Annotated in this window: 20 protein-coding genes; 4 read left to right on the top strand and 16 right to left on the bottom strand. The window is 59.2% G+C overall.

The genetic code is table 11. The features are described from left to right. Positions 1-72: 72 nt before the first annotated feature. The gene (locus tag ACTWLJ_RS12780) at positions 73-621 is read right to left on the bottom strand and encodes a sugar ABC transporter ATPase (protein ID WP_401220746.1); all 549 of its coding nucleotides are present in this window, start codon (positions 619-621) and stop codon (positions 73-75) included. A gap of 134 nt (positions 622-755) precedes the next feature. Continuing rightward, positions 756-1523 (bottom strand): sulfite exporter TauE/SafE family protein, encoded by a 768-nt coding sequence (locus ACTWLJ_RS12775; RefSeq protein WP_445181053.1) that lies wholly within the window; start codon positions 1521-1523, stop codon positions 756-758. A gap of 100 nt (positions 1524-1623) precedes the next feature. Here ACTWLJ_RS12775 and ACTWLJ_RS12770 point away from each other — a divergent pair, with 100 nt between their 5' ends. From ACTWLJ_RS12770 to leuA, 4 genes are all read left to right on the top strand, one after another. Then, positions 1624-2511: a LysR family transcriptional regulator gene (locus ACTWLJ_RS12770; protein WP_445181052.1), complete on the top strand. Its 888-nt coding sequence runs from the start codon at positions 1624-1626 to the stop codon at positions 2509-2511. 133 nt (positions 2512-2644) lie between these two features. Further along, complete coding sequence (xseA, locus tag ACTWLJ_RS12765; protein ID WP_401220738.1) at positions 2645-4024, top strand: exodeoxyribonuclease VII large subunit; 1380 nt, start codon at positions 2645-2647, stop codon at positions 4022-4024. Positions 4025-4027: 3 nt separating this feature from the next. Further along, positions 4028-4849 (top strand): peptidoglycan DD-metalloendopeptidase family protein, encoded by an 822-nt coding sequence (locus ACTWLJ_RS12760; RefSeq protein ID WP_401220736.1) that lies wholly within the window; start codon positions 4028-4030, stop codon positions 4847-4849. A gap of 452 nt (positions 4850-5301) precedes the next feature. After that, positions 5302-6981: a 2-isopropylmalate synthase gene (gene leuA, locus ACTWLJ_RS12755; protein ID WP_445181051.1), complete on the top strand. Its 1680-nt coding sequence runs from the start codon at positions 5302-5304 to the stop codon at positions 6979-6981. Positions 6982-7157: 176 nt separating this feature from the next. On the opposite strand, the gene ACTWLJ_RS12750 is transcribed toward leuA, so the two are convergent. The 14 genes from ACTWLJ_RS12750 to hscA form a co-directional block, all read right to left on the bottom strand. Beyond that, positions 7158-7949, bottom strand: a complete 792-nt coding sequence (locus ACTWLJ_RS12750) for an amidohydrolase (RefSeq protein ID WP_445181050.1) — start codon at positions 7947-7949, stop codon at positions 7158-7160. Then, positions 7937-9085: a pyridoxal phosphate-dependent aminotransferase gene (locus ACTWLJ_RS12745; protein WP_445181049.1), complete on the bottom strand. Its 1149-nt coding sequence runs from the start codon at positions 9083-9085 to the stop codon at positions 7937-7939. The genes ACTWLJ_RS12750 and ACTWLJ_RS12745 overlap by 13 nt, the downstream gene beginning before the upstream one ends. A 270-nt stretch (positions 9086-9355) precedes the next feature. Next, positions 9356-10825, bottom strand: a complete 1470-nt coding sequence (der, locus tag ACTWLJ_RS12740) for a ribosome biogenesis GTPase Der (protein ID WP_445181048.1) — start codon at positions 10823-10825, stop codon at positions 9356-9358. Positions 10826-10961: 136 nt separating this feature from the next. After that, on the bottom strand, positions 10962-12113 hold the full coding sequence (gene bamB, locus ACTWLJ_RS12735) for an outer membrane protein assembly factor BamB (RefSeq protein ID WP_445181047.1): 1152 nt from the start codon (positions 12111-12113) through the stop codon (positions 10962-10964). Continuing rightward, on the bottom strand, positions 12106-12747 hold the full coding sequence (locus ACTWLJ_RS12730) for a tetratricopeptide repeat protein (RefSeq protein WP_445181046.1): 642 nt from the start codon (positions 12745-12747) through the stop codon (positions 12106-12108). Before ACTWLJ_RS12730 ends, bamB begins: the two co-directional genes overlap by 8 nt. A gap of 40 nt (positions 12748-12787) precedes the next feature. After that, positions 12788-14077 carry a histidine--tRNA ligase gene (gene hisS, locus ACTWLJ_RS12725; RefSeq protein ID WP_445181045.1) on the bottom strand — a complete coding sequence of 430 codons (1290 nt, stop codon included), beginning with the start codon at positions 14075-14077 and terminating at the stop codon, positions 12788-12790. A 37-nt stretch (positions 14078-14114) separates the two neighbouring features. Continuing rightward, complete coding sequence (gene ispG / locus ACTWLJ_RS12720) at positions 14115-15224, bottom strand: flavodoxin-dependent (E)-4-hydroxy-3-methylbut-2-enyl-diphosphate synthase (RefSeq protein WP_420650571.1); 1110 nt, start codon at positions 15222-15224, stop codon at positions 14115-14117. Positions 15225-15227: 3 nt separating this feature from the next. Beyond that, the gene (locus ACTWLJ_RS12715) at positions 15228-16250 is read right to left on the bottom strand and encodes a RodZ domain-containing protein (protein ID WP_445181044.1); all 1023 of its coding nucleotides are present in this window, start codon (positions 16248-16250) and stop codon (positions 15228-15230) included. Continuing rightward, the gene (gene pilW, locus ACTWLJ_RS12710) at positions 16250-17008 is read right to left on the bottom strand and encodes a type IV pilus biogenesis/stability protein PilW (RefSeq protein WP_445181043.1); all 759 of its coding nucleotides are present in this window, start codon (positions 17006-17008) and stop codon (positions 16250-16252) included. Before pilW ends, ACTWLJ_RS12715 begins: the two co-directional genes overlap by 1 nt. Positions 17009-17020: 12 nt before the next feature. Beyond that, positions 17021-18169, bottom strand: a complete 1149-nt coding sequence (rlmN, locus tag ACTWLJ_RS12705) for a 23S rRNA (adenine(2503)-C(2))-methyltransferase RlmN (RefSeq protein WP_445181042.1) — start codon at positions 18167-18169, stop codon at positions 17021-17023. 28 nt (positions 18170-18197) lie between these two features. Next, positions 18198-18623, bottom strand: coding sequence for a nucleoside-diphosphate kinase (gene ndk / locus ACTWLJ_RS12700; protein WP_007916882.1), 426 nt, complete (start codon positions 18621-18623; stop codon positions 18198-18200). 88 nt (positions 18624-18711) lie between these two features. Next, a complete protein-coding gene (gene iscX, locus ACTWLJ_RS12695) occupies positions 18712-18912 on the bottom strand; it encodes a Fe-S cluster assembly protein IscX (RefSeq protein WP_445181041.1) in 201 nt (66 codons plus the stop codon). A gap of 14 nt (positions 18913-18926) precedes the next feature. Then, positions 18927-19268, bottom strand: coding sequence for an ISC system 2Fe-2S type ferredoxin (fdx, locus tag ACTWLJ_RS12690; protein ID WP_401220800.1), 342 nt, complete (start codon positions 19266-19268; stop codon positions 18927-18929). Next, positions 19268-21133, bottom strand: coding sequence for a Fe-S protein assembly chaperone HscA (gene hscA, locus ACTWLJ_RS12685; RefSeq protein WP_445181040.1), 1866 nt, complete (start codon positions 21131-21133; stop codon positions 19268-19270). The genes fdx and hscA overlap by 1 nt, the downstream gene beginning before the upstream one ends. Between the last annotated feature and the right edge of the window lie 29 nt (positions 21134-21162).

Below are 21162 nucleotides of genomic sequence, written 5' to 3'. Positions count from 1 at the left end.
CAGACACCCCTTCGGGTTCAATGTAAAACTCTGCCTATTATTGGCCTGACTGATATACGGAGTCCGCGCGGTTCAGAGTTCGACCTTTACCCAGCTCACCGGCAGGTCCAGCCAGTCGGCAAATTCGTCGATAAAGCTCTGTTTGAAGCCTGCTTCCAGCCAGTTGTTGAAGATGAACCCCAGGTTGGAAAAGCCGCACGGCTGCAAAAACAGAAAGCCGTTGATGTCATCTTCATGCCCGCATTCCGGGCAGGTGAAGTTGTCGGTACGCCCGGGCATCCAGTCTTCGAGGCTTTCAAACAGCGCTTCGCCGACTTCTTTGCGGCACTCGGCACAACCGGCCTCTTCAAGAAAACCCTTGGCCGGGGTGTAGATGCAACGCTTGGTGATGATCTCCAGGCCATTGATCGGTTCGCCGAACGGCAACGCTTCCGGATGCAACACCACCGCACGGGCGCCGTCGGCGATGGCGTAGGCCATACGGTTGCCGGTTCGCCCGCAAGTGGTCAGTTCTTCCTTGATGATGTTCTTGCGCACCAGCCAGCGCACGATCGCCCGGGCCCGGGGTTCGTGGACCGGCAGGGTGGAGATTTTCGGGACGATGATGCTTTGCGAATTCATGGGAAATCCTGCGGTGTGACTTCTGACGCCTTCGCGAGCAAGCTCGCTCCCACAGAGATTGCAATCCATGTGGGAGCGAGCTTGCTCGCGAAGAGGCCCTAAAGGCCGGCAGCTTAATCCCTGACGAAATCCGGTCAAGTGCTGATGTAACGCCCGATCAGCGCAATCCCGCTGGCCAACACCAGCCAGGTCACCAGCCGCACAAACGCCTCGCGGGACAAGCGCAGGGTCAGCCGCCGCCCGATCCACAACCCCAGCGCCATTGCCGGCAACAGACATACCGCCAGTACCAACAAGGGTAGCTCGGCATACACCCCGGCGATGGCAAACAGGCTCAAACGCACCACCGTGCTGCAACTGATCAACGCGCTTTGCGTGGCCCGCGCCGCCTCTTTCGGCAGACGACTGTTGAGATAGATCGCATATAAAAAGCCGCCACTGCCGAACAACGCCCCGAACAGCCCGCCCACCGTGCCCATCGGCAACGCCCAAGCGGCAGACAATTGCTCTGGCCGGGTTTTCACCGACAGGCTGTAAATCGCATAGGCGCTGATGAACAGCCCCATCAACAACAGCAACACATCGGACTTGAGATTGAGCAGAAAAATCACCCCCAGCGTACAACCGACCGCCATGCACGGCAGCAGCCGCAACAATTCGGGTTTCGCCACATCCCTGCGCGATGGCAGCAAATTGCCAAACGCCGCGACAAAATCCAGCAGCACCAGCAACGGCACAATTTTCGACAGCGGCATGAACAGAATCAGAATCGGCCCCGCCACCAGCGCCGTGCCGAAACCGGCAATGCCGAACACGATGTAGGCCAGCGCGATACCCAGACCGATCACCGCCCAATCCCCGGCACTCCACGCCCACTGATCCAACAACCCCAACACACTCATCGCCGCGCTTCCTTAATAAGCCTGAGATGACTTTAGCCAGCGCCAAGGGTTGCGACTAATATCATCAGAGGCGCTAACCCATCTCGAAAAGGCATACCTGGTGCTTTCAACCCGTCAATTGCGTTACTTCGTGGAAATCGCCGAGTGCGGGAGCTTCAGCGCGGCGGCCGAGCGCCTGTTCATCGCTCAATCGGCGCTGAGCCGACAGATCAAAGACATGGAAACCCGCCTGCAAACACCACTGTTCGAACGTACCGCACGCCAGCCTCGGCTCACGGCAGCGGGCGAAGCGTTTTTGCCGCGAGCAAGAAACCTGCTCAATGAACTGAGCAAGGCCAGCGCCATGGCCACCGAAGTAGGCAACGGGCAGCTCGGCACTTTGCGCCTGAGTCATTCCAGTACCGTGTCGATCAGCGGACATCTGTTACGTCAGATCAGCACCTATCTCGACCAGCAAACCGGCGTGTCGCTGGACCTCGGCAAACTGTCCTCCGAGGCGCAGCTTGAGGAACTCGCCGAGGGACGACTCGACATCGGCCTGCTGCGCCTGCCGGTATTGCGTCAGCGCGAAGGCATTCAGATTGTGCCGTTGTTCACTGAGCGTTTGTTACTGGCGGTGCCTGCGGGACATCGACTGGCTGACGCCGATCACATCGATCTGGCGCAACTGAAGGACGAGGCGTTCATCTCGATCCCGCACCCGCAACGCGGTGGCCTGAGTTATCTGTGCGCCGAGCTGTGCATGCGCCAGGGCTTTTTCCCGAAAGCAGCGCGGGTCATGTCGCGCAAGACCACGCAGTTACAATTGATTAAGGCGGGTTTCGGCATCGCGTTGTTACCGGAGTCGATGCAGGACATCGCCCCGCCCGGCGTACGATTTCTGCCACTGGCTGACCCGGACTGCCAAAGCACCGTCGCCCTCGCCTACCGCCAAACCCCCACCCCGCTGGTTCAAAACTTCATCCAGACCTTCACAAATCCCCTGTAGGAGTGAGCCTGCTCGCGATGACATTGTGTCAGCCACTGAAGATGTTGAATGTTTAGCAGCAATCGCGAGCAGGCTCACTCCTACAAGGGGGATTGGTGGTGATTCGCAGGCGAATGCCTTTAAACTGCGCCCCATGATTAAAGATCCCTTTGCAAGACTTGGCCTGGACCGTGAGGTTCTGACCGTCAGCCAGCTCAACGGCCGCGCGCGGGTGTTGCTTGAAGACGTGTTCAGCAATATCTGGGTCGAAGGCGAAATCTCCAACCTCGCCCGACCGGCGTCCGGCCATATCTATTTCACGCTCAAGGACAGTGGCGCGCAGGTGCGTTGCGCACTGTTTCGCCAGAACGCGGCGCGGGTACGTCAGGCGCTAAAGGACGGTCTGGCGGTCAAAGTGCGCGGCAAGGTTTCGCTGTTCGAAGGTCGTGGCGACTATCAGTTGATCCTCGACACCGTGGAACCTGCCGGTGACGGCGCGCTACGCCTGGCTTTCGATGCGCTGAAAGAAAAGCTCAGCGCCGAGGGTCTGTTCAGCGCCGAACGCAAAGTGCCATTGCCCGCGCATCCGCAACGCATCGGCATCATCAGTTCGCCAACCGGCGCGGTGATTCGCGACATCATCAGCGTGTTCCGCCGTCGTGCGCCGCAGGTGCAACTGACGCTGATCCCGACTGCCGTGCAAGGTCGCGAAGCCACTGCACAAATCGTCCGCGCCCTGAAGCTGGCGGATGCCCGTGGATTTGACGCGTTGATCCTCGCTCGTGGTGGCGGCTCGCTGGAAGATCTCTGGTGCTTCAACGAAGAGGCTGTGGCCCGGGCCGTTGACGCATGTGTGACGCCGATTGTCAGCGCCGTCGGCCATGAAACCGATGTGTCGATCAGCGACTTTGTTGCTGACGTCCGCGCCCCGACGCCTTCCGCCGCTGCCGAATTACTGGCCCCGGATTCCAGTGATCTGGTGCGCCGCGTTGAAAGCCTGCATCGGCGGCTGGTGATGCGCATGCGTGATCGCTTGATGCGTGATCGTCTGCGTCTGGAAGGCATTTCCCGCCGTCTGCGCCATCCCGGCGAACGCCTGCGTCAGCAAGCGCAGCGCCTGGATGATCTGGACATGCGCATGCGCCGTGCTTTCGAGCGCAGCCTCAATACCCGTCGCGAACGCCTGATCCGCCTCGAAACCCGTCTCGCCGGGCAACATCCGGGAAGGCAATTGGCGCTGTTGCGTCAACGTCTCGACAGCCTCGCCGAACGCCTGCCGCGTGCCATCCGCGAGGGCCTGAAAAGCCGTCGCCTGCAACTGCACAGTCAAATGCAGACGCTGCATGTGGTCAGCCCGCTGGCGACGCTCGGCCGTGGTTACAGCATTTTGCTGGATGAACGTGGCAACGCGATTCGCAATGCAGCGCAGACCCATACCGGCCAGCGCCTGAAAGCCAAGCTCGGCGAAGGCGAACTGCAAGTGCGCGTCGAGGACAACCACCTGACGCCTGTCACCCTCTCTTTACTGGACTGATCCATGCCGCGTTTTCTGGCTCCACTGTTTCTGCTGTGCCTGACCTTCAACGCCCACGCCGACAGCTACATCACCCGGCTGCTGAACAAACCGGTGCCGGGCGGTGTGGCAGTAGTCGATCTGGGCGCGGCTGCACAAGCGCCGAAAGCCACGTATCAAGGCAAACCGGTATTGGTGGTCAAGGAACAGAACAACTGGCTGGCGATTGTCGGCGTGCCGCTGACGGTCAAACCCGGCGCCCAGCAAATCAGCAGCGGTGGACGCAATCTGCCGTTCACTGTCGGCAACAAGAAATACCCGGAACAGCACATCACCCTGAAGAACAAACAGCAGGTGAATCCGGATCAGTCGAACCTCAAGCGCATCGAAGGTGAGCTGGCCGAGCAGATCAAGGCTTACCGCAGCTTCAGCCCGAATACGCCGAGCAACCTGCTGCTGGACAAACCGGTCAACGGACCGCTGTCGAGCAAGTTTGGCGTGCGCCGGTTCTTCAATGGCGAAGAGCGCAATCCTCACGCGGGCCTAGACTTTGCGGTGCCGGCCGGCACGCCGATCAAGACCCCGGCGGCAGGCAAGGTGATTCTGATCGGCAATTACTTCTTCAATGGCAATACGGTGTTTGTCGATCATGGTCAGGGCTTTATCAGCATGTTCTGCCACATGTCGAAGATCGACGTGAAGGTTGGCGATCAACTGGCTCGCGGTGGCGTGGTGGGCAAGGTGGGTTCGACTGGACGTGCGACCGGGCCGCACATGCACTGGAACGTCAGCCTGAACGATGCGCGGGTTGATCCGGCGATTTTCATTGGTGCGTTCCAACCCTGATTGATTTACTGATGACACCGGCCTCATCGCTAGCAGGCTAGCTCCCACAGGGTATTTGTGTGGCTGTGGGAGCCAGCCTGCTGGCGATGACTGACTCAACGTCACCGCAACTCCTTCTAAAACCCCACCATCCTCAATTGCGCACCAGTCCAACCCCGCGCAAACATCAATACAATCACGATCATTACGCACAATAAAATCTCGCAAAACACCGCTTTTCGAGTATTCCTCTCAATTTTTTTCGACTGCTTGCCATCCTCCCCCCTCGCGGTTAGGGTTGAAGGCATGAAAACCTCTCACACCCTTATTCAGCTTCGCCAGCACCGCAGTCTGTGCCTCGTCAGCGCACGACTGCCGGGCTGAATCGCTGCGCCTCGTCCCAAGCTTTTCCCCGAACATTCGTTCCACCGGCAGGCCGCCTCTTTTCGGCCCAGACAATAAGGAATTTCCCGATGAGCATGCTCAAAGACCCGTCTTCGAAATACCGCGCGTTTCCCGTCATCAACCTGCCGGATCGCACCTGGCCGTCGAAAACCATCGACGCCGCGCCGATCTGGTGCAGCTCCGACCTGCGTGACGGCAACCAGTCGCTGATCGAGCCGATGGACGCGGTGAAGAAGCTACGCTTCTGGAAAACCCTGGTGCAGGTTGGCGTTAAAGAAATCGAAGCCTCGTTCCCGGCCGCTTCGCAGACCGACTTCGACTTCGTGCGTACGCTGATCGAAGACGGCCACATCCCGGACGACACCACCATTCAGGTGCTGACCCAGGGTCGTGAAGACTTGATCGAGCGCACCTTCGAATCCCTGCGCGGGGCGAAGAAAGCCATCGTTCACCTGTACAACGCCACGTCGCCATCCTTCCGTCGCATTGTCTTCAACCAGGACAAGGACGGCATCAAGGCCATCGCCGTCAACGCTGCCAAGCTGTTCGTCAAATACGCCGCCCAGCAGCCGGACACCGAGTGGACCTTCGAATACTCGCCGGAAACTTTCAGCGCCACCGAGCTGGAGTTCGCCAAGGAAGTCTGTGATGCAGTGATTGAGGTCTGGAACCCGACGCCTGAGCACAAGATGATCCTCAACCTGCCAGCCACTGTTGAGTGCGCGACGCCAAACATCTACGCCGACCAGATCGAGTGGTTCGGCCGCAACATCAATCGTCGTGACAGCGTGATCATCAGTCTGCACACCCACAACGACCGTGGCACTGGCGTAGCCGCCACCGAGCTGGGCCTGATGGCCGGCGCTGACCGTGTCGAAGGCTGCCTGTTCGGCAACGGCGAGCGTACCGGTAACGTCGATCTGGTCACCGTGGCATTGAACATGTACACCCAGGGCATCAACCCTGAGCTGGACTTCTCCGACATCGACGGCGTGCGCAAAGTTGTCGAAGAGTGCAACCAAATTCAGGTTCACCCGCGTCACCCGTATGTTGGCGATCTGGTGCACACCGCGTTCTCCGGCTCGCACCAGGACGCAATCCGCAAGGGCTTCAGCCAGCAGAAACCGGACACCCTGTGGGAGGTGCCATACCTGCCGATCGACCCGGCCGACATTGGCCGCAGCTACGAAGCAGTGATCCGCGTCAACAGCCAGTCGGGCAAGGGCGGCATCGCTTACTTGCTGGAGCAGGAATACGGCATCAGCCTGCCACGTCGCATGCAGATCGAGTTCAGCCAGGTGGTGCAGCGTGAAACCGACCGTCTGGGCCTGGAAATGACCGCCAAGCAGATTCACTCGCTGTTGATCAGCGAATACCTGCAAGCCAACACCCCGTACGCGTTGGTCAGCCATCGCCTGCAGGAAGAAAACGGCAACAGCGCCGTCGAAGTGGAAGTGGCGAGCAAGGGTCAGGGCGAAACCAATCTGCACTGGCGCGGCAAAGGCAACGGTGCGCTGGAAGCACTGGTCGCCGGCCTGCCGATTCCGGTGGAGATCATGGACTACAACGAACACGCGATCGGCGCGGGCACCAACGCCAAAGCGGCGGCCTACATCGAGCTGCGTGTGAACGGAGAGCGTGCGGTACACGGCGTGGGCATTGATGAAAACATCACCACCGCCAGCTTCAAGGCGCTGTTCAGTGCTCTGAACCGCTCCCTGAGCCAGCCAGAAGCGAAAGCGGCGTAAGCATTCGCGGAAATGCAAAAGGCCCCGGAGTGAAAACTTCGGGGCCTTTTTTTGCCTGCTGGTTTTGTATCGAAGCTGATGGCCTCATCGCAGGCAAGCCCGCTCCCACAGGGGATCGCATTTCAAATGTGGGAGCGAGCTTGCTCGCGAAGAGGCCCGATCAGACAACCAGTCAATCAAGTGAACTCGAAGGTATCCGCATCCAGATTCGCCGGAAAACGCTCGCGATACGCCGCCAGCGCCGCGGCCTCCAGCACAACCTTGAACACCCCATCAGCCTCCCCCGCCGCCAGCAACGTCTCGCCCTGGAAGTCCAGCACCTGACTGTCTCCGGTGTAAGCGAAGCCTTTGCCATCGGTACCAACACGATTCACCGCCGCCACATAGCACAGGTTCTCGATGGCCCGCGCCGGCAGCAAGCGGTTCCAGTGCAAACGCCGCGCACCCGGCCAGTTGGCGGTGTACAGCAGCAAGTCCGTGTCTTGCGCATCACGACTCCACACTGGGAAGCGCAGGTCGTAGCAAATCAGCGGACGGATGCGCCAGCCCTTGAGTTCGAACTGCACCTGGCGTTCGCCGGGGGTGTAGTGATTGTGCTCGCCGGCCATGCGAAACAGATGGCGTTTGTCGTAATGCCAGACCTCGCCATCCGGCCGCGCCCACAACAAGCGATTGCGATGGCTGCCGTCGGCGGCCTGAATGATCACGCTGCCGGTGATCACCGCATTGAGCTTCGCCGCCTGCGCACGCAGCCATTTGCTGGTCGGGCCATTTTCAGGTTCGGCGAGGGTTTCCGATTCCATCGAGAAACCGGTGGTGAACATTTCCGGGAGGATGATCAGATCCGCGCCGCGCGCCTGTTCCAGCAACACGTCGAAATGCTCAAGGTTGGCCTGACGATCATGCCAGGCCAGACTGGTCTGGATCAGCGCCAGATTGAGATCGGGTAACGCACTCAAATCACGCATAGTTTTGCCGCCGCTTCACGCAGCGTCTCCTCGCGTTTGGCAAAGCACAGACGCACCAGGCGCTGGCCTTCGGGTGGACTCTGGTAGAACACCGACACTGGAATACTCGCAACGCCGTGTTCGCGGGTCATCCACATCGCCATCTCGACATCGTTCAGGTCGGGACGGATTTGCGAATAATCGACCAACTGGAAGTAAGTGCCAGTGACGCGAGTGAAAGTGAATCGCGACGGTGCCAGCAGATCGCAGAACAGATCACGCTTGGCCTGATAGAACGCCGGCAGCTCTTCGACGTGTTCCGGGTGTTCGGCCATGTAATCGGCCAATGCATATTGCAGCGGCGTCACGCCGCAGAAACTGACGTATTGATGCACTTTGCGCAGTTCGGCGGTCAACGCCGGTGGCGCGACCACGTAACCGGTTTTCCAGCCGGTAACGTGGTAGGTCTTGCCGAACGAGCTGACCACGAAGGCACGCTGATACAGCTCTTCATGGGCCAATACGCTGACATGCGGCACGCCGTCGAACACCAGATGTTCGTAGACCTCATCGCTGATCACGTAGATATCGCGATCACGGATCAACGCCGCCAATTGGTCGAGTTCAGCCCGGCTGATCAGCGCACCGCTCGGGTTGTGCGGGGTGTTGAGAATGATCATCCGCGTACGCGGGCTGAGTGCCGCGCCGAGCTTGTCGAAATCGATGGAGAAGTCATTCAGCCCAAGCTGCACATGCACGCAACGACCACCGGCCAACTCTACCGCGGGCTCGTAGCTGTCATAGGCCGGGTCGAAGACAATCACTTCGTCGCCATTGTGGATAACCGCTTGAATGGCACAGAAGATCGCCTGAGTCGCGCCGGGCGTTACCGTGACTTCAGTGTCCGCATTCACCTTGACGCCATAGCTGCGGGCGATCTTCGCCGCGATCTGCTCGCGCAGCGCTGGCAGGCCGGTCATGGGCGAATACTGGTTATGGCCACTGGCGATGTGCCGACCCACCGCGTCACGCAACGACTGCGGGCCGTCAAAATCAGGGAAGCCCTGGGACAGGTTGATCGCTCCGGTCTGCGCCGCGAGCTGAGACATCTGCGTGAAAATAGTGATGCCGACATTCGGCAGCTTACTGGTGATCATCGGGGGTTCCCTGCTCTGCTCCCCGCTCTGACGACGGCACGGGAGAGCCCGAGGATAGCCCATCCGGCGCCCATAAAAAAAGGGCGCCAAATGGCACCCTTATTCTTGCAACCACAAAAAACCTGTGGCGAGGGAGCTTGCTCCCGCTGGATCGCGAAGCGATCCCAAAATCGGCATCCGTACTCGTTCAGGAAGAACGCGCTGGTTGCTTTACGACTACTGCGTAGCCGAGCGGGAGCAAGCTCCCTCGCCACAAAGACCGCGAAGGAATTACTTCTTGTCGCGGCGCTTCTTGCTGGCTTTCTTGTTGTGCGACATCAAGCGACGCTTCTTGTTGACCTGGCGGTCTGTCAGCGTGTTCTTGTTGCCTTCGTACGGGTTCTCGCCGCCCTTGAACTCGATGCGGATCGGCGTACCGACCAGCTTCAGCACACGACGGTAAGTGTTCTCCAGATAGCGCACATACGACTTCGGCACTTTCTCGATCTGGTTACCGTGGATCACGATGATCGGCGGGTTGGCACCACCCAAGTGGGCGTAACGCAGCTTGATCCGACGGTTGTTGACCATCGGTGGCGCGTGCTCGCCAACGGCGTCTTCGAGGATCTGGGTCAGACGGTTGGTCGGCCAGCGGGTGACCGCGGACTTGAACGAGTTCTGCACCGAAGCGTAGAGGTTGCCCACGCCAGTACCGTGCAGCGCCGAGATGAAGTGAATGTCAGCGTAGTCAACGAAGAACAGACGACGCTGCAGCTCGACCTTCACGAAGTCGCGCTCGCTTGGGGTCATGCCGTCCCACTTGTTGATCGCGATCACCAGCGCACGACCCGACTCAATGGCGAAGCCCAGCAGGTTGAGGTCGTGATCGACCACACCTTCACGGGCATCCATCACGAAGATCACGACGTTGGCGTCTTTGATCGCCTGCAGGGTTTTGACCACGGAGAATTTTTCGACTTCTTCGTGGATCTTGCCGCGCTTGCGCACACCGGCGGTGTCGATCAGCGTGTACTTCTCTTCATTCCGTTCAAACGGGATGTAGATACTGTCGCGCGTGGTGCCGGGTTGGTCGTACACGATAACCCGGTCTTCACCGAGCATACGGTTGACCAGCGTCGACTTGCCAACGTTCGGACGACCGATGATGGCGATCTTGATCCCGTCTTTTTCGCCAGGGCCAGGAATGCGCTTGGCTTCCTCGCCTTCGGCAACGATCTCTTCTTCGCCGTCTTCCGGCTCTTCTTCATCTCTCGGGAAGTCGCCCAGAGCGATTTCCAGCATCTGGGTGATGCCACGGCCGTGAGCACCGGCGATAGGAATCGCGTGGCCCATGCCCAACGGAGCGAATTCGGCGCGGGCCATTTCAGGGTCGATGTTGTCGACCTTGTTGGCAACCACGTAGGAACGCTTGTTACGTTTGCGCAAATGCTCGGCGATCATCTGGTCGGCGGCGGTAAAACCGGCCTTGGCATCTACCAGGAACAGAACGACATCGGCTTCTTCAATGGCCAGCAGCGACTGCTCGGCCATTTTTTCGTCCATACCATGCTCGTCACCGGAGATACCGCCGGTGTCGACCAGAATGTAGGAACGCCCTTGCCACTTGGCCTCACCGTACTGGCGATCACGGGTCAGACCGGACAAGTCGCCGACAATGGCGTCGCGAGTCCTGGTCAGGCGGTTGAACAAGGTGGACTTGCCGACGTTCGGTCGGCCCACCAGGGCGATTACGGGAACCATTCGGCTCTCCACTTCGTTATTTCAGAAAATACAAAAGCCGCTGCGAGGCAGCGGCTGGTGCTCGGGGCAGTGTATCGAGACACTGCAAACCCCTTGAAACCGGGGTCGCCTGGGGGGTTAACCCCAAGCATAGTTGTTACTTGATGGTCAGGGCTTCCAGTTTGCCGCTGTTGCCATACACATAAATCATGTTGCCTACCACCAGCGGACGGGCACGCAGGCCGTCGCTGTCGATACGCTCACGGCCGACAAAACGACCGTCCACCTGGCTCAACAGGTGCAGGTAACCTTCCAGGTCACCGACTGCTACATAACTGGAGAACACTTCCGGAGCCGACAGTTGACGGCGAGCCAGCGAATCGTTGCTCCACAATGCGGTAGTCGAACGCTCGTCAACACCTTCAACGGTGCCCGAAGACAGGCTCACGTAAACGCTGCCGAAACCTTGGGCGAGACCGGCGTAGCTCGACGCATCGCGCTGCCACAGTTGACGACCGCTTTCCAGATCCAGTGCCGCAACGCGACCCTGATAACTGGCAACGTACAGGGTGCCACCGGACAGCAGCAGACCGCCGTCGATGTCGACCACGCGCTCCAGCTCCGAACGGCCCTGTGGAATTGCCACTCGTTGTTCCCAAACCGGCACGCCGTTGGAAATATCGAGAGCGACCACTTTACCGGTCGACAGACCCGCTATCGCCAGGCGATTGGTCACGACCGGTGCACTGGTGCCGCGCAGGGTCAGTACCGCAGGGGTGCTGTCATAGATCCAACGACGGTTACCGGTCGAAGCATCCAGACCGATCAGACGATCGTCCTGAGTCTGAACCACGACCACGTCGCCGTTGTTTGCTGGCGGCGCGAGCACTTCGCTGGAAACCCGGGCGCGCCACTTCTCTTCGCCATTGACGGCGTCGAGTGCAACGATTTCGCCCTTGAGCGTACCGATGGTGACCAGACCGTAACCAACGCCAACGGCGCCGGAAACAGGCAGTTCAAGATCCTTTTTCCACTTCACGTCGCCGTTGCTGCGATCCATGGCCATCACTACACCGGTCACATCGGCCGCGTAGATGGTGTCACCGTCAATCGCCGGAACCAGCATGTTGTAGGTTTCGCCCTGACCGTCACCGATCGAACGACTCCACTCCTTGTGCAGGACGACTTCTTCTTTGAAGTCGACCAGCTCGGCCGGTGGCAGTTCTTTTTTGCTGTTGCTGCTGCAACCCGCGGCCAGAATGGCCAGAGCCAGCAATGCTGCATGCTTCCAACGGATCACGTCACGCATCCCCTTTAGCCAGGTCGTCGAGCTTGATTTGAAGGCCACCGACCGCCGCTTCATCCGACAGTGCCGCCTTGGCTTTTTGATACGCCGTGTTCGCTTCGTCAGTACGGCCCAACTGCACCAGCAGGTCGCCTTTGAGTTCTTCGCGAGTGGCCAGGAACGCTTTGTCAGCGTCGCCGTCGAGCAGTTTCAGGGCTTCATCAGCCTTGTTCTGCGCGCCCAGCACCTGCGCCAGACGCTGACGGGCGATTTCGCCCAGCGCCGGGTTGGCCGGTTTGGCAACGATGGCGTTGAGTTCGGTCGCCGCGTCATCCAGCTTGCCGCTGTCGACCGCAACTTTGGCCACGAACAGGCTGCCGTACTGCGCGTACGCAGTGCCGCCGAATTCGCTGTTGAGCTTGCCGGCCAGATCCGCAACGCGTGCAGCGTCAGGCTTGCCATCCGGGGTCAGCGTGGTTTCCAGCAGTTGCTGATAGAGCACCGAGGCGCCTTGCGACTGGTTGCTCTGATATTTGTGAAAAGCCTGCCAGCCGAACACGATGACCAGCGCCAACAGGCCGCCGGTGACCAGAGGTTTGCCGTTGCGTGTCCACCAGTCCTTCAAATCCGCCAACTGTTCGTCTTCGGTACTCGACACCCCAATACTCCTTAATCGCTAATTCGGCTGTTTGACAGCTTCAACCCTGCACGACGCAGGTGGCCAGGTGCGCAGCGAGTGCATCCCAGGCAATGCTTTGTTGTTCGCCCTGGCCACGCAGGGGTTTGAAACCTACCACTTGCTGGGCCATTTCGTCGTCACCGAGGATCAGTGCGTACAGCGCACCGCTCTTGTCGGCTTTCTTGAATTGGCTCTTGAAGCTGCCGGCGCCGGCATTGACTTGCAGACGCAGGTTTGGAAGTTGATCGCGTACACGTTCAGCCAGAGCCAGACCGGCCAGTTCAGCCTCTTCGCCGAAGGCGCAGAGGTAGACGTCGACCTGACGGGAGATTTCTTCCGGGATCTGCTCGAGGGTTTCGAGCATCAACACCAGACGCTCGATACCCATGGCGAAACCGACGCCCGAGGTTGGCTTGCCGCCCATCTGCTCGACCAGGCCGTCGTAACGACCGCCCGCGCAGACAGTGCCCTGGGCACCGAGTTTGTCGGTGACCCATTCGAAAACGGTTTTGCTGTAGTAATCCAGACCGCGAACCAGCTTCGGGTTCAGGACGTAAGGAATGCCGACGGCATCCAGACGCGCCTTGAGGCCTTCGAAGTGCACGCGAGACTCGTCGTCGAGGTAGTCGGCCATTTTCGGCGCATCAACCAGCACAGCCTGCGTGTCGGCATTTTTGGTGTCGAGCACGCGCAACGGGTTGGTTTTCAGGCGACGCTGGCTGTCTTCGTCCAGTTTGTCGAGGTGCGCCGAGAGGTACTCGACCAGCGCATCACGATAACGGGCACGGGACTCGCTGGTGCCGAGGCTGTTCAGCTCAAGCTTGACCGCATCACGGATACCCAGCTCGCCCCACAGGCGCCAGGTCATCACGATCAGCTCGGCATCAATATCCGGGCCGTCGAGGTTGAACACTTCCAGACCGATCTGGTGGAACTGGCGATAACGACCTTTTTGCGGACGCTCGTGACGGAACATCGGGCCGATGTACCAGAGTTTCTGAACCTGGCCACCACCGGTGATGCCGTGTTCAAGTACGGCACGAACGCAGGCCGCGGTGCCTTCCGGACGCAGGGTCAGGGAGTCGCCGTTACGGTCTTCGAAGGTGTACATCTCTTTTTCGACGATGTCGGTGACTTCGCCGATCGAACGCTTGAACAGATCGGTGAACTCAACGATCGGCATGCGGATCTGCTTGTAACCGTAGTTATCCAGCAGGCGCGAGACGGTGCCTTCGAAATAACGCCACAGCGGGGTCTGTTCGGGCAGGATGTCGTTCATGCCACGAATGGCTTGCAATGACTTACTCACAATAAATCCTTAAATTCGTTCGGCTCTGCAGTCAGGGTCAGCCGCGCGCGATTACCGCTGCGTCAGCTTCGACCTTCTCGGCCGCTTTCTGGCGGATCAAGCGTTCAAGCTCATCCACCAGATTGTCATTCGTCAGTTTCTGCGCCGGCTTGCCGTCGATGTAAATCAGGTTTGGCGTGCCGCCAGTCAAGCCGATATGGGCTTCCTTGGCTTCGCCGGGGCCGTTGACCACACAACCGATCACCGCGACATCCAGCGGCACCAGCAGGTCTTCAAGGCGCCCTTCCAGCTCGTTCATGGTCTTGACCACATCGAAGTTCTGCCGCGAGCAGCTCGGGCAGGCGATGAAGTTGATCCCACGGGAACGCAGATGCAAAGACTTGAGAATGTCGTAACCGACCTTCACTTCCTCGACCGGATCGGCCGCCAGCGAGATGCGGATAGTATCGCCAATCCCTTCGGCGAGCAGCATACCTAGGCCCACGGCGGATTTCACTGTGCCCGAACGCAATCCACCGGCTTCGGTGATGCCAAGGTGCAGCGGCTGGACGATTTCTTTTGCCAGCAAGCGATAGGCTTCGACGGCCATGAACACGTCGGAAGCCTTCACGCTGACCTTGAAGTCCTGGAAATTCAGGCGCTCAAGGTGTTCAACGTGACGCAATGCGGACTCGACCAGTGCAGCCGGGGTCGGTTCGCCGTATTTCTTTTGCAGGTCTTTTTCCAGGGAACCGGCGTTGACGCCGATCCGGATCGGAATCCCGCGATCACGCGCCGCATCAACCACAGCACGCACACGGTCTTCACGACCAATGTTGCCCGGATTGATCCGCAGGCAATCCACACCCAGCTCGGCTACACGCAAGGCGATCTTGTAGTCGAAGTGAATGTCGGCAACCAGCGGCACTTTGACCAATTGCTTGATCTTGCCGAACGCTTCGGCAGCGTCCATGTCCGGCACCGAGATACGCACGATGTCGACGCCAGCAGCTTCCAGACGATTGATCTGCGCAACGGTGGCAGCGACATCATTGGTGTCGCTGTTGGTCATGCTCTGCACAGCGATAGGCGCATCGCCGCCGACAGGCACGTTACCGACCCAGATCTTGCGCGAGACGCGACGTTTGATTGGAGATTCGCCGTGCATGACTTATTGACCCAACTTCAGGCGAGCAGTCTCGCCACTGGTGAACGGAGTGACATCGACCGGCTGGCCGTTGTAGCTGATCTGCGCGCCACGGGCATAGCCCAGACGCACCGCGAAGGGCGGCTTGCCATTGACGGCCAGGCTGTCGCCCTTGCGCTTCAGACCGCTGAACAGCACTTTGCCGCTGCCATCGGTAACTTGAGTCCAGCAATCGGCAACGAACTGCACCTGAACCTGACCTTCACCGGCAACCGGCGCGGCGGCTGGCACAGGAGCAGCCGGAACTACCGGAGCGGTAATGGTCGGTGCTGGCGTGGACGGAACGGATGGGGCCGAAGTCGCCGGGCTGGCAACGACTGGCGCCGGAGTATGTACCGGAGCAGCAGGCGTAGTGCTTGGCGCTGGCGTGGCTGGTGCAGTGGCAGTCGCCTCGGCCGGCGCTTCAGCAGCGGTTTCCGATTGTGGCAGTGCCAGAGCGGTCGCGCCCTCGGCCTGACCTTCCGCGACAGCCTGGTCTTCCGGCTCGTCCAGCGGATGAATCTGGGTAGTACCGTCGGCGCCTTCGACTTCAACGTGCTCCGGCGTCAGACCGATCAGGTCCTTGGTGCGCTGCGAAGTCTGATCCTGCCACCAGACAAAACCACCGCCGATGACCGCAATCAGCAACAACAGGCTGACGATACGCAAAATAGTGTGGGAAACCCGCACCGGCTCTTCGATGCGGCCCAAGGCGTGCACGTTGCTGCCCTGAGAGTCGGTGCCAGTGGATTGGTCGAACTGCTGAACCAGAGCGGTCTGATCCATGCCGAGCAATTTGGCATAGGCGCGGATATAGCCGCGAGCAAAGGTATGCCCCGGCAACTTGTCGAAAGCGCCAGCTTCAAGATTGCTCAGGGAAGTCACGGTAAGGTTGAGCTTGAGGGCCACTTCGGCCAGCGACCAGCCATTGCTTTCGCGGGCCTGGCGCAAGGTCTCACCGGGGTTAACGCGATTCGCTGCTACAACTTCGGGATGCGCCGCTTTCATCATTGCTCCGACAGGTATTGCTGATATTCCGGCGTACCGGGATAGAGTCGTTTTAATTGCAGGCCCGCACTGGCGGCCTTGTCGCGATCTTCAAACACTTTTGCCAGCCGAACGCCGAGCAACAGACTACGTGCATTTTGTTCGGACAACTGGCTGAAACGGTCGTAATAGTCACGTGCGGGCACATAATGCCTGTCTTCGAAGGACAACTCAGCCATTTCCAGCAAAGCACGCGGTTGTTGACGGTTCAGTCGCAGGGCTTTTTCCAGTTGCTGCTGAGCCAGATCACGCTGGCCGAGCTTCGACGCTGTCATGCCAAGGTTCTCGAACACGCGAGAACGCTCAGGATACAGGGTATCGGCGGCCGCCTGTTCAAAACGCTCGTAGGCTTCCTTGTATCGCTTTTCTTCGTAGAGAAAACTGCCGTAATTATTGAGGGTGCGGGCATCGCCGGGACGGGAGGACAAAGCTTTGCGGAAGTGCTCGTCAGCCAGTTTCGGTTCCATCTCGGCCTGAAACACCAACCCCAGAGCTGCGTTGGCGTCAGGGTCCGAACTGTCCAGATCCAGCGCCTTCTTCAAAGGCACCTTGGCCCGTTCGGTCATGCCCTGCTGCAGGTATCCCAGCCCCAACTGCACGTAGGCAGCCCGCGCTTCATCGCGGCCCTTGCTGGTCTTCATCGGGTTGTAGTCACCCGACAGGACACAACCAGCACACAGGCTGGCCAACAGCAACAGCAGCGCAAAGCGCAGGGACATAGAGATCCTCTCTTAGTTAGTGTTCGCGGCGTTCTGTGCCAGATCGCTGTCGGCGTTCAACTCACGCACGGCGATGTAACGTTCGCTGCGACGGGTGCGATCCAGCACCTGCCCTACCAATTGACCACATGCCGCGTCGATGTCTTCACCACGGGTGGTACGGACAGTGACGTTGAAACCGGCCTGATGCAACTGATCCTGGAACCGGCGGATGGCATTGTTGCTCGGCCGCTCGTACCCGGAATGCGGGAACGGGTTGAACGGGATCAGGTTGATCTTGCACGGAATGTTCTTCAGCAGCTCGATCATTTCCACCGCATGCTCAACTTTATCGTTGATGTCCTTGAGCAAGGTGTACTCGATGGTCAGCACACGTTTCTCGCCAAGGGCGGACATGTAGCGCTGGCACGACTCGAGAAGCATCTTAAGCGGATATTTCTTGTTGATCGGCACCAATTGGTTACGCAATGCGTCATTCGGTGCGTGCAGGGACAACGCCAGGGATACGTCGATGTGCTTGGCCAGCTCATCGATCATCGGCACCACACCCGACGTGGACAGGGTCACGCGGCGCTTGGAGATCCCGTAGCCGAGGTCATCCATCATCAGATGCATGGCGGCGACGACGTTGTCGAAGTTCAGCAGCGGCTCACCCATGCCCATCATCACCACGTTGGTGATGGCACGGTCGACGGTTGCCGGGACGCTGCCAAAGGATTTGTTGGCAATCCACACCTGACCGATGACTTCGGCGGCGGTGAGGTTGCTATTGAAGCCTTGCTTGCCGGTGGAGCAGAAACTGCAATCCAGGGCACAGCCTGCCTGGGACGAAACGCACAGAGTGCCGCGCTTGCCCTGGGGAATGTAAACGGTCTCGACGCAGCTGCCGGACGCCACACGCACCACCCATTTACGGGTGCCGTCGGTGGAGATGTCCTCGCTGACCACTTCCGGACCACGGACCTCAGCAATAACCTTGAGCTTGTCGCGCAAGGCCTTGCTGACGTTCGTCATGGCGTCGAAATCATCGACACCAAAATGGTGAATCCATTTCATTACCTGACCGGCACGGAAACGCTTCTCCCCGATTGAGTCGAAGAATTTTTCCATTTCCAGCTGAGTCAGACCCAGCAGGTTAGTTTTAACAGTCGATGTAGTCATGGATTCACCTTCACTCTTAAGCCAATGCTTAGCGAGTGGTTACTTCAGTAGCTGCGAAGAAGTACGAGATTTCACGAGCAGCTGCGGCTTCGGAGTCCGAACCGTGAACAGCGTTGGCGTCGATGGAATCAGCGAAGTCAGCACGGATGGTGCCGGCAGCAGCTTCTTTAGGGTTGGTAGCGCCCATCAGCTCACGGTTCAGAGCGATAGCGTTTTCGCCTTCCAGAACCTGAACAACAACAGGACCGGAGATCATGAAAGCAACCAGGTCGCCGAAGAAACCACGAGCGCTGTGCTCAGCGTAGAAGCCTTCAGCTTCAGCTTTGGACAGTTGCTTCAGTTTCGAAGCTACAACGCGCAGGCCAGCTTTTTCGAAACGAGTGGTGATCTCGCCGATAACGTTTTTTGCAACTGCGTCAGGCTTGATGATGGAGAAAGTACGTTGAACAGCCATGGTGTAACTCCAGAAACGGTAATTTGCGAAAAATTAAACCCGCGAATTATACGCGGGTTCTTGGGTATTGCCTAACCTGCGGGGACGATCAGTCTAATTCGTCGGCCCAGAGAGCCTGAACTGCTTCCAACACCTTCTCGCCTACACGACCAGAGGTATTGTCGAAGTCCGGCAGGTCTTTGATCCATTGCTGCAATTCGACGAAGTTGACAGAAAACGGGTCTACACCCGGCTTGGCCTCAGCCAATTCTTCTGCAATGCGTTGAACATCATTCCAACCGTAGCTCATGACAGTCTTACCAGTCAGTGCGGCGCTTCAGCCGCATGGTTAAGCGAATATTTCGGGATTTCGACGGTGATGTCTTCTTCACCTACGATAGCCTGACAGGCCAGACGCGATTGCGCTTCCAGACCCCAGGCGCGGTCAAGAAAGTCTTCTTCCAGTTCGTCAGCCTCTTCCATCGAGTCAAAACCCTCGCGGATGATGCAGTGACAAGTGGTACAGGCGCAGACGCCGCCGCAGGCGCTTTCCATCTCGATGTGGTGTTCGTGTGCCAGCTCGAGAATAGAAGTCCCGGGCGCGGCGTCAACAACCATGCCGTCCGGGCAGAACTTCTCGTGTGGCAGAAAAATGACCTGCGGCATCAGATATCCTCGATTTCATTCAGATTGCGCCCCGACAGAGCGGCTTTCACCGTCAGATCCATGCGGCGGGCAGCAAAAGCATCGGTCACTTGCGACAGACGCTTGGTCTGCTGCTCGATGGCGTAACCATCGGTACCTTTCATCAGTTCGATCAGTTCCTGCACCTGCATGTCGATGACCATGCGCTCTTCGGCGTCGAGCAAGCGCTCGCCATCAACCTCCAGAGCACCCTGCACAGCTTCAACCAGGCGCTGCGCATCAACCTGCTGCTCGCGCAGAACGCGGGCAACCTTGTCGTCATTGGCGTGCTGGAACGAATCCTTGAGCATCTTGGCAATTTCGCCATCAGTCAGACCGTAGGACGGTTTGACCTGAATGCTCGCCTCAACGCCCGAACCCAGTTCACGGGCGGAAACGCTGAGCAGACCGTCGGCATCGACCTGGAAGGTCACGCGAATCTTCGCTGCACCCGCGACCATCGCCGGGATGCCACGCAGCTCAAAGCGCGCCAACGAACGGCAGTCGCTGATCAGCTCGCGCTCGCCCTGCAATACGTGGATCGCCATGGCCGACTGGCCGTCTTTATAAGTAGTGAAATCTTGTGCACGAGCGACAGGGATGGTGGTGTTGCGCGGAATCACCTTCTCCATCAGACCGCCCATGGTTTCCAGCCCCAGGGACAGCGGAATCACGTCGAGCAGCAGCAGTTCGCCGCCATCGCGCTTGTTGCCAGCGAGTGTATCGGCCTGGATCGCGGCACCGATGGCCACCACTTGATCCGGATCGATTTCAGTCAACGGCTGACGACCAAAGGCTTCGGCTACCGCTTCGCGAACACGCGGCACACGAGTCGAACCGCCGACCATGACCACCGCATGCACTTCATCCAGCTCGATACCGGAATCACGAACCGCGCGGCGGCAGGCTTTCAGGCTGCGGGCGACCATTGGCTCGATCAGCGCGTCGAAGGCTTCGCGAGTCAGCTGCGCTTTCCAGTCACCGTAGGCGACTTCAACAGCCGCGGCATCGGTCAGCGCTTCTTTGGCCGCGCAAGCGGTTTGCAGCAGATTGCGTTGTGCGCCCGGATCGAGATCGGCGGACAGGCCCGCGCTCTCGATAATCCAGCCAGCAATCGCGTGATCGAAGTCATCGCCACCCAGCGCGCTGTCGCCACCAGTAGCCAGAACCTCGAAAACACCGCCGGTCAGACGTAGAATCGAAATATCGAAAGTACCGCCACCCAGGTCATAAATCGCGACCAGGCCTTCGGCATGCTGATCCAGACCATAGGCCACGGCGGCAGCGGTCGGCTCGTTGAGCAGACGCAATACGTTCAGACCGGCTAGCTTCGCCGCATCCTTGGTGGCCTGGCGCTGAGCATCGTCGAAATAGGCGGGAACGGTGATCACCGCGCCAACCAGTTCGCCACCCAAGGTCGCTTCAGCACGCTGACGCAGCACTTTAAGGATATCGGCGGAGACTTCGACCGGGCTTTTCGGGCCCTGAATGGTATCGATGAACGGCATGTGCGACTCGCCACCGACAAAGCGGTATGGCAGTTGCTCGCCCAATTGCTTGACGTCGGACAGACCACGACCCATCAAGCGCTTGACCGACAGCACGGTGTTCAAAGGATCGGAGGACGCCGCCAGCTTGGCCGACTCGCCAACCTCGACGCGATCGGCGTGATAACGCACGGCGGACGGCAGGATGACCTGACCGTTGGCGTCGGCAAGCGGTTCGGAAAGACCACTGCGCAACGCAGCGACCAGCGAATTGGTAGTACCCAAGTCGATCCCCACAGCCAGACGACGCTGGTGCGGTTGAGGACTTTGGCCGGGTTCGGCGATCTGCAGTAGGGCCATCGTGATCAGGACTTATCTGTATATCAGGC

The sequence above is a fragment of the Pseudomonas sp. McL0111 genome (genome assembly GCF_052567255.1).
The sequence above is the reverse complement of the archived record's forward strand: the minus strand, read 5'-3'. Positions and strand labels throughout refer to the sequence as shown.

Excerpts from the sequence above, each read along its gene's own strand:
- ACTWLJ_RS12745 (WP_445181049.1), bottom strand. The coding sequence starts at position 9,085 with ATGATCACCAGTAAGCTGCCGAATGTCGGCATCACTATTTTCACGCAG.
- pilW (WP_445181043.1), bottom strand. The coding sequence starts at position 17,008 with ATGTCCCTGCGCTTTGCGCTGCTGTTGCTGTTGGCCAGCCTGTGTGCT.
- bamB (WP_445181047.1), bottom strand. The coding sequence starts at position 12,113 with ATGCGTGACGTGATCCGTTGGAAGCATGCAGCATTGCTGGCTCTGGCC.
- der (WP_445181048.1), bottom strand. The coding sequence starts at position 10,825 with ATGGTTCCCGTAATCGCCCTGGTGGGCCGACCGAACGTCGGCAAGTCC.
- ndk (WP_007916882.1), bottom strand. The coding sequence starts at position 18,623 with ATGGCTGTTCAACGTACTTTCTCCATCATCAAGCCTGACGCAGTTGCA.
- ACTWLJ_RS12715 (WP_445181044.1), bottom strand. The coding sequence starts at position 16,250 with ATGAAAGCGGCGCATCCCGAAGTTGTAGCAGCGAATCGCGTTAACCCC.
- leuA (WP_445181051.1), top strand. The coding sequence starts at position 5,302 with ATGAGCATGCTCAAAGACCCGTCTTCGAAATACCGCGCGTTTCCCGTC.
- ACTWLJ_RS12780 (WP_401220746.1), bottom strand. The coding sequence starts at position 621 with ATGAATTCGCAAAGCATCATCGTCCCGAAAATCTCCACCCTGCCGGTC.
- rlmN (WP_445181042.1), bottom strand. The coding sequence starts at position 18,169 with ATGACTACATCGACTGTTAAAACTAACCTGCTGGGTCTGACTCAGCTG.
- ACTWLJ_RS12750 (WP_445181050.1), bottom strand. The coding sequence starts at position 7,949 with ATGCGTGATTTGAGTGCGTTACCCGATCTCAATCTGGCGCTGATCCAG.
- ACTWLJ_RS12760 (WP_401220736.1), top strand. The coding sequence starts at position 4,028 with ATGCCGCGTTTTCTGGCTCCACTGTTTCTGCTGTGCCTGACCTTCAAC.
- iscX (WP_445181041.1), bottom strand. The coding sequence starts at position 18,912 with ATGAGCTACGGTTGGAATGATGTTCAACGCATTGCAGAAGAATTGGCT.
- xseA (WP_401220738.1), top strand. The coding sequence starts at position 2,645 with ATGATTAAAGATCCCTTTGCAAGACTTGGCCTGGACCGTGAGGTTCTG.
- ACTWLJ_RS12775 (WP_445181053.1), bottom strand. The coding sequence starts at position 1,523 with ATGAGTGTGTTGGGGTTGTTGGATCAGTGGGCGTGGAGTGCCGGGGAT.
- ispG (WP_420650571.1), bottom strand. The coding sequence starts at position 15,224 with ATGCACGGCGAATCTCCAATCAAACGTCGCGTCTCGCGCAAGATCTGG.
- hscA (WP_445181040.1), bottom strand. The coding sequence starts at position 21,133 with ATGGCCCTACTGCAGATCGCCGAACCCGGCCAAAGTCCTCAACCGCAC.
- fdx (WP_401220800.1), bottom strand. The coding sequence starts at position 19,268 with ATGCCGCAGGTCATTTTTCTGCCACACGAGAAGTTCTGCCCGGACGGC.